Below are 16,796 nucleotides of genomic sequence, written 5' to 3' on the forward strand. Positions count from 1 at the left end.
ATGAACAGATCAATGCTGACTCACTCCCGTCACACTCAGCCTCAGGGCACGCAAAATGAAGCTGCAAATACCCAGACATGCCTGATTCATGAAGTCGAAATCAACCGGCTGGATGCGGAGCAAGTGATTCAATACGCTGAACAGTCGCAAAAAACCCGTCTTGACTATAGCCAACAGGAAGAAATCAGAAAGACTTTCGCCAAAGATCCCTTGCTCACGGAACTGGTCAGACTGCATAACCAATTCATAGACATCATGGCCCGTTTCAATATGCTTCCCGGACTGGATGAAAAACAGGTTCGCGAATTACACCGCCTGATCCAGGAAGTAAGGGAATTCAAAATGCTCAGGCAAAAGGGCGACGTCTCCATGGAAGCCATCAAAAAAGTTGTCGCCAATGAAAAAGCCCTGCTTCCTCTAAATCATGTCATAGAATGGTGGAGCGCCAACCAGGATTCATTAAAAAAGCTCGAGCTTTGGGAAAACATGACGGATATGATTGTTAATGACAGCGGAAAAAAGCACGAGGAAGATCAGGCGGCGCGAAGCAAAATTCACCATCTGATTGACATAAAAAACGACTGGATATCCCATCAGTTTTTTTGCGGCTATTCCAGTGAAAAACTGCTGGAATTCTATCAGAATTTTATCCGCAAGATAGAAGGATGGCTGAACGAGGCCCTGGATCCCCAAAATTCGCAAACCAAGAAATGGCATCCCGCTATCAGGAATTATCTGGGCTTTCTTCGTTATGAAGTTAAAAAGTTAAAAAAATCCGCCGTCCAATCCATGTATTTCAGACTGGCATGTGCGGAGTATTACCATGACATTAAAATGGATGATCTGATTACGCACGTCTGCGGCATGATCAAAGACCAATGCGGCATCAACATTCTGGGAACCGGGAAAAAGCCGGATGCCAGGCGCAGTCTCACGCCCGGATTGATGGCGGATTTTTTAAAAGTGATTAACAAATACTGTGAAGATAATCCCTCTGAAAAATCCATCTTGTATAATCTCCGACAGTTTCGCATGCAGAACATTCCCCGTCACTGGAAAAGCATGTGCGAAGATGAGAACACATTGACAGGCTTGCGCGCTTACCCGGTGTTCCTTTTCAGCGCAAACACCTTACCGCTCCTGATTGAAGAAGCCCATCAAGATGTCCGCCTGGCATCCAACGCCCTGAAACAGGGAAAGCTCGAGGATAAAGGTTTCGTTCTGAACAAACTCAAGTCGCTCATGAAATACATGGCACAGGAAGAACGACGTATTGCCGGACAAAAACCCGGCGCCCTGCGTGACCTGTTGATAAAGAGCATACAGGACCAGAATAAGGTTTATGCGCGCTTCCTGGAAGAATTAAGCATCAAATTTGAGATCGAAGTCAAAAGCCTGGTCAGCGACTTGACGGATCACATATTAAGCGGCGCCCGGCTGAATGCAGAAACCCTTTCATGCGCGCTGGATCAGATCAGGCAAGCCAGGCTGTTTTTCAGGAATTTCCCGCATGAACACTACCATTCCGGATCTGACTTGTTCCTGGCGCTCGCCAGCAGGATAAAACACCTGATTCTGTCCAATCATGACCTCACGCCCGAACAAATCAACAATATCATTGAATTCATTCCATACATTTCCCCGAAAAAAAACGATAAAGATTATTCATCTCTGAAAAAAGCGCTGGCAAAAGTTTCCGACTCTGCGAAAAAACTGCATGAGGAAAATGAAGCCGGCTTGCTGCATCTGCTGGTTAACATTCTTGAATCACCGTCGCTCACCCAGGACAGCCTGGCCACCGCGGTCAAACGGCATCAACACATCGCAGAGACCTATGGAGAAGAGTGGAGCCCTGCATTCACTATCACACCCGGAATGACCACAGAGCAAATATATTTATTTTCCATCTGCGCCTATGTCAAAAATGTGATGCTCAAAATCAGCGCGCTGTCGCCCTATATTGATTTTGGCAATTTCGACGATAACGAAATATTAACCCTGTTTAATAATATCAGACAGGATTGTGAGCGCGACATCAAACAACCGATGATACGCAAGGATGTACTGGCATCACTTAGAGCGGAACTGGAAAGATGCATTCTGGCCAGGATCAACGATTTCTTCATGATCAAGAGTTATTTGTATTTGCCCGACGCCGACAACATTAGCGTCAACAGGCTCGCCTTGCTTTTAACACGCATCAATGAATTCTTTACCAACATCGAATGCAGAAAGATCATTCTTGAATCCCTGTCCAAATCCATTCTTTCCCTGGTCAAACAATATTGCATACGGTGCGTTGAAAAAAATGAAAAGCCCGATATGGAATATTTCAGCAACATCAGCACGCTGGCAGGAGAAGACCTGATAGCCGGCCTGGGCGGGGATGAAGACATGATCAAGATACTCTCGGCCTTCGCTGACACCTACGACGGCACGACACCTTATCTTGAGCCGCTGCTTACGCGCCTCTTCGCGAAATTGAATACTCCCGCCCAAAACAGCATTATTACGCGCTTTGCAAAAAGGCGCCTGGATTACATCCTGCACTGCCAGGAGGCCGATCCGGACGACTATCTGTTTTTTTCGCAATATTCTTCACAATCAGTCATTTCGGGCATGCTTCAGTCCGCACGGCGCCAGTTCGCTCCCGTCATCCAGTCCAGCCTGGCTGATGCAGCCGCCGCCTGGAAACCGGCGGCGGCATCCATCATCGAATTATTCGGAGATGAAAAGTCGGTATACGCCTACCGGATGAAAAAAATCCTGGAATTGATTTCTCTCTCGGCACCGGGCCGCATTGATGACAGGGCAGCCAAAATTCTATTCGAAATTTTCACCTCGACTCTTAATTCCCGCATATCCATTGAAAACCACATACTGGATATCAAGACCCCCGTCGATTCTCATTTCAATCTGAAAACTTATCTCGACCATCTGATTGCCGGCCAGACATGGTCGTTCATGCTGGAACAAGTCGTCCATGTTTGCGGCTCACAGGAACAAAAACAGGAGCTTCACTTGCGCCACACCCTGCATTACCTGGATAACCCGGCCGATTTTTCCGCCGCATGGCTAGGACAGGCACTGGCGGACGCGCAGACCCGCCGACCGGACGACCGCGAAAAGGAAGTCCGATTTTACACGCAATTTTATGGTGAAAAAAACATCAAACGCCTGACTGACAGAATCAGTCTTCTGCTGAGAGATCTCATAGAGGCAAACCATCATCTTGACTCCCGGGAGATCACCCGATTTGAATATAAAAACCTGCTTACAGTCATTGCATGCGTCAAACCGCTCGCCTCGCTCTACACAATTTACGGAAACAACCGGGAGGCAAAAACCTTTTTATCCGGCATAGACGAAATGAAAAAAAAGATCCAGCTTCATTATCAGATGCACACCGTCATTAAACAGCAATCTTCACTGCTTGGCATATCAGAAAACCACGTCGAATTGCACAATCTGATTTTGTCCATCATACAGACCATTACAAAAATTGAACGTAAACAAATTCTGTCCGACCAGAACATCAACCAGTATCTGGCTTTTTTCGACAATGAAATTCTGCGCCGCGTTGACATAATCCTTTCCCGTCACGAGAGCACCCTGGATTTCCAGGTACTTTTCACGCTGGCGAATTTGATGCGCTACCTGGCGTCGGATAACATGAAACTATTGCTGCTGAATGCCAATCTGAAACATCTCGAGGACAATCCCTATTGGTATACCCTGATCAACCACCTGGATGAAAAGAACAGCGTGGCAGAGCTCGAGAAACTGTCGCGCAAACCAGACGCAGCATTCCTGTCAGAAAACGATTTCCGGCACGCGCTTTTATTCGCGAAGCACCTGACCCGGATCAAGAGCCGCACGCATCAGCTGATCAAACTGTCCTTGATCAAGGAAGCCGGCGTCGACTCCGTGAAGCCGGAATCCCGGGATTTCAACTCGATGCTGATCGATGCGCGGGTAAAAGACAAACATCTGCTCCGCCTCTGGAACGCATGCGCCGACAAACTGCTTATCGAAAACCTGAATCCGCATGTGAAAGTTCAATACGTTCACTTCATGATCAGGCTTCTCGCCAAGGTTTCTGATGCCATTCTGGCGAGAGCCAGAAATCAGCATTCACTGCTCAAATCCTATCTCAGCCGCCTGCCTCAAATCGAAAAAATCCAGTCCTCCATGCAGGCGCTGGATCAACAAATGGGAAAAGTACAGCTAGCGACGCAAAACAGGTTTTTATGGCAAGACAGAACTGAATTTGAAAAATCGGCCCAGCCGCTCATGACCAGCGTTTACAAGGCAGTCTCCCTGGAGTTGATGCATAAAATCGAAAAATACCTGCTGCATATTATCAACAAAAACCAACTGGATTCTTTCAAACAATACTGCAATGATGCGGAGTTTCATGAAAACAGGATCAATGCACTCACCACCCTGCCCGAACTCAAGAAAACATTCGCCCTCAAACATGACGCTGACGCAGCCAGAATGGCGGGGTTGATCAGCCTTTACGCGCTGCTTGGGCGCACCCTGATCGATGGAAAAAATATTTCTCTTGTCTCAACGTGCCTGGAACAACTCATGACTGAACCCAAGAGCAATCCCCGTCTTCCGAATGCCAGGCCATATATCTCACTGCTGCGGGAAATGCGCGCCGTCACAGAAAAATATTTTCATCCTGTCAATGACCGCGGTCAGAATAAAAAATCCATATTCCCTTCCAGTGAATAAGGCAATACAATGTAAGAATATGAATGGAAATCCTTTTCAAGGAGCCTGTCTGAATGAAACCTCTTTTTCGCATGGTCATCTGCGCCCTGTTATTGTCCGCCGGCTTGACTTCCTGCTCATCCATGACGCCGACCGCGGCCAAGCGCGCCTATTGCAATATGCTGAAAAGCAGCATGGTATTCAGCGGTTCCACCAGCAATACCCGCGAAGCCAATATACAGGCCAGCGAGGAACCCCTGCAGCAAAGGACTTACGACAGGGAAAACTGTGAGGAATAAATAGGCACAGGTTCCGAGAGTGGTCGTGTTTTACAGAGGGTGTTCAAAGCGCCCTTACACCGCCACCGTGCCCTTGATGTGCGGGTGCGCCTGATAGTTCAGAATCTCTATATCGTCAAAGGCATAATCAAACAGCGATGGCGGGCGGCGCACAAATCGCAGCTGAGGCAGCGGATAAGGCGCGCGGGTCAGTTGCAGCCGCACCTGTTCGAGATGATTGAGGTAAATGTGACAATCACCGCCTGTCCAGACAAAATCTCCCACCTCGAGATCGCATTGCTGCGCAATCATATGAGTCAACAAGGAATATGAGGCGATATTAAAAGGAACGCCCAGAAACGAGTCGGCGGAACGCTGATATAACTGGCAGGACAGCTCCCGGTTTGCAACATAAAACTGGAACAGGAGATGACAGGGGGGCAAAGCCATCTTATCCAGTTCACCCACATTCCAGGCGCTCACAATCAGACGCCTGGAGTCGGGATTCTGCTTGATCTGCTGCACCAATTCACTCATTTGATCAATTACGCGGCCGTCGTATGCCTGCCAGCGGCGCCATTGCTTGCCATAAACCGGCCCCAGGTCGCCATTTGCATCCGCCCATTCATTCCAGATGCTCACACCGTTTTGCCGCAAATACTCAATATTGGTGTCACCGCGCAAAAACCATAACAATTCATGGAAGATGCTTTTAGTGTGAAGTTTTTTCGTCGTGACCAAAGGGTATCCTTCTCTCAGATCAAACCGCATCTGATAGCCAAAAACACTCAGTGTCCCCACACCGGTACGATCGACCTTGCTCGTACCATGATCGAGAATATACTGCAAATATTCGAGATATTGCCTCATGTCACCATTTTTCCTTTCTTGTAAGACCACAAAAGCAGGAGTAAACCCGCCAGAATCAGCGGGATGGAAAGCAGCTGACCCTCAGTCATCCCGCCAAAAAGATAACCGATTTGCGCATCGGGCTCGCGAAAAAATTCGGCTATGCAACGGAACAAGCCATAAAACAAGGCAAACAATCCGGAAACCGCCCCCAAGGGACGCGGCTTCCAGGAATAGACAAACAGGATAAGAAACAGCAGCACTCCCTCCATGGAAAATTCGTACAACTGGGAGGGATGACGCGGCAAGGGACCGCCATGAGGGAAAATCATTCCCCACGAGACGTCCGTGATCCGGCCCCATAATTCGCCGTTGATAAAATTGCCAATGCGTCCCGCACCCAATCCGATGGGCACAACAGGAGCAATAAAGTCCGTTAGCGCCAAAAAAGGCTTCTTCGCCTTGCGGGCGAACAACATCATCGCGATCAGGACGCCGAGCAGTCCGCCATGAAATGACATGCCGCCTTTCCAGGTTTGAAAAATCAACAGCGGATCTGAAAACAAAACCTTCCAGTCATAAAAAAACATATAACCCAGGCGGCCGCCGATGATAGCGCCCAACGCGGTATAAAACGCGATATCCGAAACCTGGTCTTGTGTAAAACCTCGCGGCGAATAACGGGTACGCAGGGAAAGCAGCGCCCAGCCGGCCAGAAAACCAATCAGATACATGAGGCCGTACCAATACACAGGCCAGGAGGCGATATGAAACGCGACGGGATCGATTGCCGGATACGTCAACATGGTTATCTTCCCGCCCGAATCAGATTACCCAGTCCGGCCCGCTCCAAGGCGAGCTCCATGTGACACCGAATCATGACCGCACTCTCCATACTCAATACCTCGTGTAATAATTTCGCCGATTTTTTCTTGGTGACATGCCGGATGACCCAGCGTATGCGGCCCACCGAAGACGCATTCATGCTAAGCGAATCGAATCCGATGGCTATCAGCAGCATCACCGCCACAGGATCGCCGGCGAGCTCACCGCAAATGCTGATGTGTTTTCCTTCCTGATGCCCGCTTTCCACTATTTGTATCAAAGCTCTCAGTACGGCGGGATGCAGCGCGTCATAAAGATTTGCGACACGCGGGTTATTTCTGTCGACCGCCAGGAGATACTGGGTCAAATCATTGCTTCCCACCGAGAGAAAATCAACCCGCTTCGCGAGCGCTCTCGCCTGATACACCGCCGAAGGCACTTCAATCATCACGCCTATCTGAGGCATTTCTATATCGTAACCCTCGTCTCTCACTTCCGCATAAGCTTTCTTCAACAGGCGTAACGCCTCATCCACTTCGGTGACATCCGTGATCATGGGCAGCATGACTCGCATGTTGTTCAGACCTTCGCTGGCCCGCATCATGGCGCGGATTTGTGACAAAAAGATTTCCGGATGATCCAGGGTTATGCGTATGCCGCGCCACCCCAGGAACGGATTATCTTCCTTGATCGGGAAATAAGGCAGCGGCTTGTCTCCGCCCACATCCAGCGTCCTAAGAATCACCGGGCGCGGAGCAAACGAAGCCAGAAGCTGGCGGTAAATAATGCGCTGCTCTTCACCTGACGGGAAGCGATCGCGCATTAAAAACGGAATTTCCGTGCGGTACAAACCCACCCCTTCCGCGCCGGCAGCCAGCGATATACTGATATCCGCACCCAATCCCGTATTGACCAACAGCCCGATGCGCTGCCCGTCCTTGGTCACCGCCGGCAAATCACGGATTTCATCCAGTTCCGCGTCAAGTTTTTTTTCTTCCTGGATCAGGCGCTCAAATTCGGTGCGCAATGACAGCCCAGGAGAAACATGTACCTGGCCATAATAACCATCAACAATGATTTCCTTGCCCTGCAAGTCATGAATCTGGGCTTCGCCCACCCCCATGACTGTCGGCACTTTCATGGCGCGCGCCAGAATGGCGACATGGGAATTTCCCGAACCGCTTGCAGATACCACTCCGGCAAGACATCCTTCCGGCACTTCCGCCAAATCAGTCGGCGCAAGCGCTTCACCAATCAGAATGGTTTTTTCTGAATACTGAGGCGTAATACGATTATTTTTCTGCAGGCAGGCCAGCACCCTCAACCCCAGATCTTTAATATCCACCGCCCTCTCGCGCATATATTCATTGTCCAGACTTTCGAGACGACGCACATGCGTTTGTATGGATTGCCGCAGCGCGCCTTGCGCCCAGTTTCCCGCGCGAATGTTGTCAGCCACTTCCTTGCCCAGATCGGCACTGTCCAGAATGCGCTGATAAACGTCAAACAAGGCTCGTTCTTCTGAAGGCAGGGTGGGATACAAACGCTCGCTCAACTGCCGCAAATCTTCACGCACCGTCGCGAAAGCCGCATCCAGCAATTCGATTTCCGCTTCAATATTGTCGGGTTCACGATCAGGCACTGAATCCAGATCGTACGGCGGATAAATGACCACCCCTGTCCCCATACCGATGCCGGGAGCGCCGGGCACGCCGGAATAGACAAGATCGTGACGCTTGCCTTTTGAATTTTCCATGAGCTCAGCGAGAGCGCCCGTCGCTTCAGCGTGAGCGATGATGGCAGCCAGCTGCGTGGCGAGCGTGACGAGAAATGCTTCTTCTGATTCATCATAACGCCGGGGTTCCTCTTGCTGGACAATCAACACCCCCAGTACCTGGCGATGATAAATGACCGGCGTGCCGAGGAACGCACGGTATGCTTCTTCTCCCGCTTCAGCGACATGCAAAAAGCGGGGGTGCTTGGTGGCGTCATCGATATTGATAGGTTCTTCGCGTTCACCCACAAGACCGATCAATCCCTTGTTGATGGGAACGCGTATTTTGTTCACCGCTTTCGGATTCAACCCCTGGGTCGCAACCAGCACATACTCGCCATGATGCCTATCCAGCAAAAAGATAGAACAGGCTTGCGTCGCAAGGGCGTTAGCGATGCGCTTTACCATGATTTCAAGCGCGTCGCTGAAGCTCTGGGCGCTGGTCACCTCCTGGATAATATGGCGCAAAATCGTCAGCATTATTTCGCCTCTGTCTCGCCGCCAGCCAACCGGCTGCTGCTGTCCTGATTCCAAAACCGTTTCGATAAAACAATTTTGGCAAACTCTTTCAGCGCCATCACATAAACCCGCCGCTTGAATGTCACCACCTGACGCAACGGATACCAGTATGAGACCCAGGCCCAGGAATCAAACTCCGGATCATTGTTAGCCTGCAAATCAATTTTTGCATCCTGGTTGGACAAGCGCAGCAAAAACCATTTCTGCTTTTGCCCGATACATAAAGGTTTTGCGTAATGCCGCACCAGACGGTTTGGCAGCCGATATCGCAGCCAGCGCCTGGTCGTGGCGAGGACTTCAACATCTTCCGGATTCAGACCCACTTCTTCTTTTAACTCCCGGTACATGGTCTGCTCAGGCGTCTCGTCTTCCTTCATGCCGCCCTGGGGAAACTGCCAGGCAAGCATGCCTATGCGCTTGGCAAAAAAAACCTGACGGTTACCATTAACCAGAATGATCCCCACACCATACCTGTAGCCAGCTTTATCAATCACTTTTTGTCACCTATAATCTTTTTCGCATTGTTCCAAAATACCATCTCATGAGCAAACGAGTTCCAATATGCTATCCAGGTCCCGTCTTATTTTTTTGGTCGTCAGCTTGGTTTTATCGACGATTTTACTATCCTTATCTAAAGGTAGTACGTCTATCCCGATCTATCAACTTTTGTTTAGTGAAAACAATCAGTTTAGTACGATTTTTTTACAGCTTCGCCTCCCCAGGACCGCGGCCGCCTTTGTATGCGGCGGCCTGCTTGCCCTTTCAGGCAGCCTGATGCAATTATTACTGCAAAACCCCCTGGCCGACCCTTACGTACTGGGAATATCAGGCGGTGCCGCACTTTTCACCCTGATCATGATGTCGCTGGGCGCCGGTACTTTCGGCATACTGGGCGGCGCCTGGTTTGGCAGCCTCCTCACGATCGCCATTATTCTGCTGCTGTCCCGCAAGCACCGCTGGCAGACAAATACCTTGCTGCTTTCAGGTATTGCGATTGCCTGCGGATTTTCCGCCTGCATCAATTTCATTCTCCTCGTGAGTCCCGCGTCCCGTCTCCACAGTATGCTTTTCTGGCTGTCCGGCGATTTGAATGACGCGCGCTTTCCCTGGACCGGACTTTTGGTGTTGTCCATAGGCCTGCCCGTCTGCCTGCTGCTTGCTCCGGGACTGAATATCCTCGGCCGTGGAGAACAGCAAGCCCGCGCTCTGGGTCTTCCCAGCGAAAAATATCGCCTTGCGCTTTATCTGCTGAGTTCGCTGTTTACAGCTGCGGCAGTCACATTGGCTGGCTGTGTAGGCTTTATAGGATTGATCATCCCTCATCTGACGCGCATGATCAGTGGATATGACCATCGCATCACACTACCCGTCTCTACGCTGCTTGGGGGAAGTTTTCTCACACTCACGGACACTTGCGCGCGCACCTGGCTTGCCCCGCAGCAAATCCCGGTCGGGATTTTAATGGCGTTGCTGGGCGTGCCGCTGTTTATCTGGTTATTACAGAGACAATCATGCTGACAGCCTCGCGCCTCACCCTCACCATGGGGAACAGAAAACTTTGTCAATCGCTCAATCTTCAATTACGTGCCGGCGAGGTTTGGGGTATTTTAGGGCCTAATGGCTGCGGTAAAACCACGTTATTGCACGCGCTATGCGGCTTGCGGCCGGTTACCTGCGGAGAAATCAGACTGGGTGGTCAATTATTGAACCAGCTTCCGGTCAAAACCATTGCCCGCTCCATCGGATTGCTGTTCCAGGATATTACCGTTGTGTTCCCCCAAACAGTCTGGGATTATTGCCGCGCGGCGCGCTATCCGCATCTTCCATTCCTGAAACAGGAAAGCGCGGCAGATATTCAAATTATCAGCGAAGCACTGCGAACCATGGAGCTGCAATCCCACACTCGCCGCCGTGTTACGCAATTATCCGGCGGCGAGCAAAGACGCCTCGCCATCGCCGCCCTGCTGGCCCAGACACCCGCGATCTATTTTCTCGATGAACCCGCCAATCACCTTGACGTGCGCTATCAAGGCCTGGTCTTTGGTCATTTTCGCCGTCTGGCAGACACAAACAACGCCGTTGTCATGATGTCACTGCACGATGCCAATCTCGCCCAGCATTACTGCGACCATGTCTTGCTGATGTACCCTGACGGCGAAACCATGCAGGGAAAGATTCTTGACATGCTGACACCGGAACATTTGACTCGTCTTTACCGGCATCCAATAGACTCCATTCATCATGGGGATATGATATATTGGCAGCCCAGGCCTGGTTGCTGAGGTTTCCCGACCTGAAACATCCGCAGCCTTGAATGGATCCCGATTCTGAGCGAAGCAATACAGGACAAATTGCATGAAACCCATCAAAATACTTGTTAATGGCGCGTTCGGCCGCATGGGCCAGATGACCGTCAAAGCGATCAGCACTCATCCCCGTTTAGAACTGGTCGGCCAGACCGGCCGTGAATATGATTTAAAAAAATCGATACGTGACAGTCGCGCTCAAGTCGTGATTGACTTCACGCATCCGGAATCCGTATTCAAAAACACCAGTGACATTATAGAAACCGGCGCACGCCCGGTAATCGGCACCAGCGGCCTGACCGGCGCCCAAATCCGCGCGCTGCAAGACCAGTGCGCAAAATTGAAATTAGGCGGAATCATCGCGCCCAATTTTTCGCTGGGCGCTGTATTGATGATGAAATACGCGAAAGAAATCGTAAAGCACATTCCCCATGTTGAAATCATTGAAATGCATCATGACAACAAGGCTGACAGTCCCTCGGGAACCGCGCTACGTTCCGCCGAGATGCTGGAACAGGCGGCGATAGACGTAAACCAGCCCGTCAAGACATCACGCGAAACCGTGCCGGGAGCACGCGGCGCGCAATATCACGGCATCCCGATTCACGCCGTCAGGCTGCCCGGGTTTTTGGCGCACCAGCAAATCATTTTCGGAAACACCGGCGAAACACTGACTCTGCGTCATGACAGCCTGGACCGGCAATGTTTTATGCCCGGCGTCTGCCTTGCCTGCGAAAAAGTCATGGATATTGACCACCTGATATACGGCCTTGAAGAAATCCTTTGATGACGGCTGCTGTTCCCAGGTTACGCTGGAAGCGGCGCAGAAGCGCAGGGATGACTTAAAATAAAAAGGGCATCCTTGCGATGCCCTTTTTGACAGGTCGAATAGGTTTAGCCTTCGCCTTTCATATTCATTGGAGCGGGTTGCTGACAAGCGGTTGAATAGCATCCACCCAGTACACCCATCATCATTACTACCAGTAATAATCCAGTCACTTTCTTCATTGCTCAACTCCTTTTGTTTACTTAAGTAAAAAAAATTTAAATCAACATTTTCATTATACAGATATTTAATGCCGGGTTGCACTGGCAAACAACACCGCCGAATGCTCATGATGTGGCCAATAATTGTTTATAGGAAAAATATTTCTCATTTTACCTATGATTCTTGCCAGCCCTGTTTGTTAGTCACAATTCGAGGGCGTTTATCAACCCGAATCCACAACCATGCCGCCAATGCCGCGGCAGCTTCCCAAAACACAAGACTTTTGCCGGATCGGAACATACAATATTCTCCATGAAACCCAACCATGCATCCACGCAGCCCATAGGCATTTTTGACAGCGGCATAGGCGGACTCACCGTCGCTCACGCCATCGTCCGTTATCTGCCAAAAGAAAATATCATTTATTTTGGCGATACCGCACATTTGCCTTACGGCGACAAATCCACAGCGGCCATACAGGCTTATTCTGTCAAAATTGCGCATATGTTGCTGCAGCAGGAATGCAAGCTCATACTGATTGCCTGCAATTCGGCTTCCGCGGCCGCATATGAATTAGTCAAGGAGTACATTGGCAGCAAGGCACTGGTCACGAATGTCATAGACCCGACTGTCAGGCTGTTAAAAGAAAAATACGCATCCAGGCACATTGGCCTCATCGGTACCCGGCAGACCGTAAATTCACATATTTACAAGAAAAAAATTGATGAATTGAACCTGAACATCCGGCTGTCATCCCACGCCACCAACTTGCTGGCGTCAGCCATTGAAGAATTTGGCGATCACCAGGTGCTGGATTCACTGCTGCGCGTTTACCTGTCTCATCCCAATCTGCGGAATATTGACGCATTGGTCCTGGCCTGCACACATTATCCGGTTATTAAAAACAAGATACTGGAACAGTATGTTTCCTCCAACCACAACACCATCGATATCATCGACTCTTCCGATATTGTCGCGCAGGCGGTCAAAAAACAGCTGGAAACGCATAACCTGCTTAACGCCAACGGCGTCTGTTCAAAACATTTTTACGTCTCTGACTATACGGAATCATTCGCGGCGAATGCCCGCTTGTTTTTTGGCGAGGAAATTACCTTAGAACATTATCCGCTTTGGGATTGACAAGATGAATTATCGGCATTCTTACCATGCGGGCAGCTTCACGGATGTAGTCAAACACGTCATTCTCACCGCGCTCATCACTTCTCTCTACCGCAAGGACACGCCTTTTTGCTACATCGATACACACGCCGGCACAGGATATTATGATCTGTTTTCGGAATTTTCCAAAAAAACCAGGGAATATGAAGGCGGCATAGAAAAAGTGATACAACAGGAAAATCCACCGCCGCTGGTCAAACGCTATCTGGACTGCGTGCATCAAGTCAATAACCGTCTGACTGCCTCGCGGTTTTCTTCCCTGCGCTATTACCCAGGCTCACCCATGATCGCGCGCTGTCTCTCGCGCGCGCATGACCGCATTATCGCCTGTGAATTGCAGCCTCAGGAATATCAGGCGCTCAAGTCCGCTTTCGCGGGCGACAAACAAGTGGCTGTGCACCATACAGACGGGTTTGTCGGACTCAAGGCGTTTTTGCCTCCGCGGGAACGCCGCGGAATTGTGCTCATTGACCCTCCTTATGAAGATCCTGATGAATTTACCCGTATCGCACACTCGCTGTCTTACGCGATAAAACGCTGGGAAACCGGCATTTACGCCATCTGGTATCCGATCAAGGACAAATCCTCCATCGAACATTATTACCGCGCGCTGAAAGCCGCCGTCAGTCTGCCAATTTTTATAATAGAATTAACAATTTACCCAGATTTGCCGCAACACTTGAACGGCTGCGGCCTGACGGTCATCAATCCGCCCTGGCAATTCCCCGAATCCATGAAAGAAATTCTCCCCTGGCTATGGAAAACCTTAACAATCAACAGCCAAGGCGCATATCACACCGCAATGCTGAAATAATTGCTAGAATAATAGTGTGACTACATTAATTAATGGACGAGGTGGTTATATGAAAAAACTTACACTTTCAATGATGACAGTCATCTTGGCAGCCGGGTTGCTCTGCGCCTGTACTAACAGGGAAATGGGAACAGCTGGCGGTGCTGCATTAGGCGGTGTGGTCGGCTACGGTGTAACTGGCGGCAGTGCTGCGGGTACAGCGGTCGGCGCTGTTGGCGGCGGCCTGATTGGGCACGCAGTTACTCGCTAATGCCAATGATTAGCCGGCTTTATCACACTGTTATCCCTCCGGAATCTGAAATTTTCTTTCCGGAGGGAGTGTCATTCTTATAGCCTTTATTTCTATCTCTTATTTCCATCCTTGCACACACATCCATATCCATGCTCCCTCGCGTATTCCAGGCAGCCTCGCCAGATGAGATGACGATCTGCTAGTTAGATGATATTCTTGCCAAAATAAAAAATTATTGAGGACAATCCATGGCTCTGAAAATTGGCGATCCAGCGCCGGAATTTACGCTGGCAACAGATATTGAAGGCAAGGAAGTGACACTAGCTGACCTGCGCGGCAAAAAAGTGGTGCTCTTTTTTTATCCCAAAGACAGTACTCCCGGCTGCACAAAAGAATCCTGCGACTTTCGCGACCAGTTTGATACATTCAAGCAGCGGAAAGTGGAAGTCCTTGGCATATCCAGGGACAGCACCAAAAGCCATGCCCGGTTCAGGGAAAAGTACGCGCTGCCCTTCACACTTCTGGCTGATACCAACGGGGACGTATGCGAATCCTATGGTGTCATCAATAAAAAAAGCCTGTTTGGAAAAACCTTTTTAGGCATACAGCGATCAACGTTTCTTATTGATGAAGCGGGCATCATTCGCGCGATCTGGCGCAAGGTCAAGGTCCCCGGACATGTGGAGCAAGTATTAGATGAACTCAAATAAAGCTGTTAAAACGGCTATCACGCCTACCCGCGAACAAAATTATCCTGAATGGTATCAGCAAATCATCAAAGCCGCTGACCTGGCGGAAGTATCGCCGGTGCGCGGATGCATGATCATCAAGCCCTGGGGCTTTGCCATCTGGGAAAACATGCAGCGAGTACTGGACGACGCATTCAAGGCAACAGGGCATAAAAATTTATACTTCCCACTGATGATCCCTCTGAGCTTTATGCAAAAGGAAGCCGAGCATATCGAAGGGTTTGCGAAGGAATGCGCCGTCGTCACCCATCACCGCCTCGCGAAAGATGAAGAAGGCAAACTGATTCCCGCGAGCCCGCTGGAAGAACCCTACATCTTGCGCCCCACATCGGAAACGATCATCGGCGATGCATTTTCCCGCTGGATACAGTCTTACCGTGACCTTCCGCTGCTCATCAATCAATGGGCCAATGTGGTGCGCTGGGAGTTGCGCACCCGCATGTTTCTGCGCACCACGGAATTTCTCTGGCAGGAAGGGCACACGGTCCACGCGACCGCCGAAGAAGCCATGCAGGAGTCCCGTCTCATGCTGGATGTCTATGCGCGGTTCGCGGAAGAATACATGGCCATGCCAGTCGTAAAAGGGGAAAAAAGCGCGAGTGAACGCTTTCCGGGCGCGGTCAACACTTATTGCATAGAAGCCATGATGCAAGACAAAAAAGCCTTGCAAGCCGGCACCTCGCATTTCCTGGGCCAGCATTTTTCACGCGGCTTCAATATCAAATACCTGAGCGCCGCCGGCAAAGAAGAATTTGCCTGGACCACATCATGGGGTGTTTCCACCAGACTGATAGGCGGGCTTATCATGGCTCACAGCGATGACAACGGCTTAGTGCTTCCACCCAAGCTCGCGCCCTCCCATATTGTCATCCTGCCTGTCATACACAAAGAGGAAGACCGCGCGAACATTCTCGCCTACTGCCAGCAGCTGGCGGATGAATTGCGGGACATGCATTACCACGGACGCAGGCTGGGCGTGGAAATTGACACCCGGGAATTGCCCGGCGGTGAAAAAAGCTGGAGCTGGGTCAAGAAAGGCGTTCCCATCCGCCTTGAAATCGGCAACAAGGAATACTCCGCCAATTCAGTATTCATGGGACGGCGCGACCGCGACTATAAAGACCGAAAAACACTTTCCCGTCAGGAATTCCTGCATCTCGTCAAGGCAGAACTCGATGACATTCAGGCGCACTTGCTGCTACGTGCCCAGGAATTTCACAATGGCAATACAGTCACCATTAACAGCCGGGATGAGTTCTATGACTTCTTCTCGGGAAGCGGCGGTTTTGCGCTGGCGCACTGGAACGGGCGCGCTGAAACAGAAGCCCAGGTAAAACAGGATTTAAGCGTGACCTTGCGCTGCATCCCGTTTGACAATCATTCCGGTCCTGGTCAGTGCATATTCACTGGCGAACCCAGTCCGCAAAGAGTCATCTTTGCCAAGGCATACTAGATCTCATTTCAAAATAGCGGCAGCGAGGGGCGGCAGAAATCCTGCTGCCCCTCTTGGCTCGCATACCCTGCCCGTACCAGATCTTTTTCAAGCCTGTCCAGACTCGAT

The 16,796-nt window shown here is 50.4% G+C and carries 14 protein-coding genes; 10 read left to right on the forward strand and 4 right to left on the reverse strand.

Annotated features, from left to right (window positions below; translation table 11 throughout):
• On the forward strand, nucleotides 1-4,743 hold the full coding sequence (locus tag AQULUS_RS10015) for a hypothetical protein (protein ID WP_148340011.1): 4,743 nt from the start codon (nucleotides 1-3) through the stop codon (nucleotides 4,741-4,743).
• A gap of 53 nt (nucleotides 4,744-4,796) precedes the next feature.
• A complete protein-coding gene (locus AQULUS_RS10020) occupies nucleotides 4,797-5,021 on the forward strand; it encodes a hypothetical protein (protein ID WP_148340012.1) in 225 nt (74 codons plus the stop codon).
• Between the two features lie 54 nt (nucleotides 5,022-5,075).
• Here the strand turns inward: AQULUS_RS10020 and AQULUS_RS10025 are convergent, their stop codons facing one another.
• From AQULUS_RS10025 to rppH, 4 genes are read right to left on the reverse strand one after another with little or no spacing between them, the layout of a single operon-like run.
• On the reverse strand, nucleotides 5,076-5,870 hold the full coding sequence (locus tag AQULUS_RS10025; RefSeq protein ID WP_148340013.1) for a thymidylate synthase: 795 nt from the start codon (nucleotides 5,868-5,870) through the stop codon (nucleotides 5,076-5,078).
• Nucleotides 5,867-6,655, reverse strand: coding sequence for a prolipoprotein diacylglyceryl transferase (gene lgt, locus AQULUS_RS10030; protein WP_148340014.1), 789 nt, complete (start codon nucleotides 6,653-6,655; stop codon nucleotides 5,867-5,869). The genes AQULUS_RS10025 and lgt overlap by 4 nt, the downstream gene beginning before the upstream one ends.
• Before the next feature lie 2 nt (nucleotides 6,656-6,657).
• Nucleotides 6,658-8,928: a phosphoenolpyruvate--protein phosphotransferase gene (ptsP, locus tag AQULUS_RS10035; RefSeq protein WP_148340015.1), complete on the reverse strand. Its 2,271-nt coding sequence runs from the start codon at nucleotides 8,926-8,928 to the stop codon at nucleotides 6,658-6,660.
• Nucleotides 8,928-9,461, reverse strand: coding sequence for an RNA pyrophosphohydrolase (gene rppH, locus AQULUS_RS10040; protein ID WP_148340016.1), 534 nt, complete (start codon nucleotides 9,459-9,461; stop codon nucleotides 8,928-8,930). The genes ptsP and rppH overlap by 1 nt, the downstream gene beginning before the upstream one ends.
• Before the next feature lie 67 nt (nucleotides 9,462-9,528).
• Here rppH and AQULUS_RS10045 point away from each other — a divergent pair, with 67 nt between their 5' ends.
• The 8 genes from AQULUS_RS10045 (at nucleotide 9,529) to proS (ending at nucleotide 16,688) form a co-directional block, all read left to right on the forward strand.
• Entirely contained in the window at nucleotides 9,529-10,485 is a 957-nt protein-coding gene (locus AQULUS_RS10045; RefSeq protein WP_148340017.1) for a FecCD family ABC transporter permease, read from the forward strand.
• A complete protein-coding gene (locus AQULUS_RS10050; protein ID WP_148340018.1) occupies nucleotides 10,479-11,249 on the forward strand; it encodes an ABC transporter ATP-binding protein in 771 nt (256 codons plus the stop codon). The genes AQULUS_RS10045 and AQULUS_RS10050 overlap by 7 nt, the downstream gene beginning before the upstream one ends.
• A gap of 73 nt (nucleotides 11,250-11,322) precedes the next feature.
• Nucleotides 11,323-12,060 carry a 4-hydroxy-tetrahydrodipicolinate reductase gene (gene dapB / locus AQULUS_RS10055; protein ID WP_148340019.1) on the forward strand — a complete coding sequence of 246 codons (738 nt, stop codon included), beginning with the start codon at nucleotides 11,323-11,325 and terminating at the stop codon, nucleotides 12,058-12,060.
• 513 nt (nucleotides 12,061-12,573) lie between these two features.
• Nucleotides 12,574-13,401: a glutamate racemase gene (gene murI / locus AQULUS_RS10060; protein WP_148340020.1), complete on the forward strand. Its 828-nt coding sequence runs from the start codon at nucleotides 12,574-12,576 to the stop codon at nucleotides 13,399-13,401.
• A gap of 4 nt (nucleotides 13,402-13,405) precedes the next feature.
• Nucleotides 13,406-14,254 carry a 23S rRNA (adenine(2030)-N(6))-methyltransferase RlmJ gene (locus AQULUS_RS10065; protein WP_148340021.1) on the forward strand — a complete coding sequence of 283 codons (849 nt, stop codon included), beginning with the start codon at nucleotides 13,406-13,408 and terminating at the stop codon, nucleotides 14,252-14,254.
• A gap of 49 nt (nucleotides 14,255-14,303) precedes the next feature.
• Nucleotides 14,304-14,504: a hypothetical protein gene (locus AQULUS_RS10070; protein ID WP_148340022.1), complete on the forward strand. Its 201-nt coding sequence runs from the start codon at nucleotides 14,304-14,306 to the stop codon at nucleotides 14,502-14,504.
• Nucleotides 14,505-14,734: 230 nt separating this feature from the next.
• Nucleotides 14,735-15,196, forward strand: a complete 462-nt coding sequence (bcp, locus tag AQULUS_RS10075; RefSeq protein ID WP_148340023.1) for a thioredoxin-dependent thiol peroxidase — start codon at nucleotides 14,735-14,737, stop codon at nucleotides 15,194-15,196.
• Nucleotides 15,183-16,688, forward strand: coding sequence for a proline--tRNA ligase (gene proS, locus AQULUS_RS10080; protein ID WP_148340024.1), 1,506 nt, complete (start codon nucleotides 15,183-15,185; stop codon nucleotides 16,686-16,688). Before bcp ends, proS begins: the two co-directional genes overlap by 14 nt.
• Nucleotides 16,689-16,796 lie beyond the last annotated feature (108 nt).

The organism is Aquicella siphonis, assembly GCF_902459485.1.
GTDB lineage: Bacteria > Pseudomonadota > Gammaproteobacteria > DSM-16500 > DSM-16500 > Aquicella > Aquicella siphonis.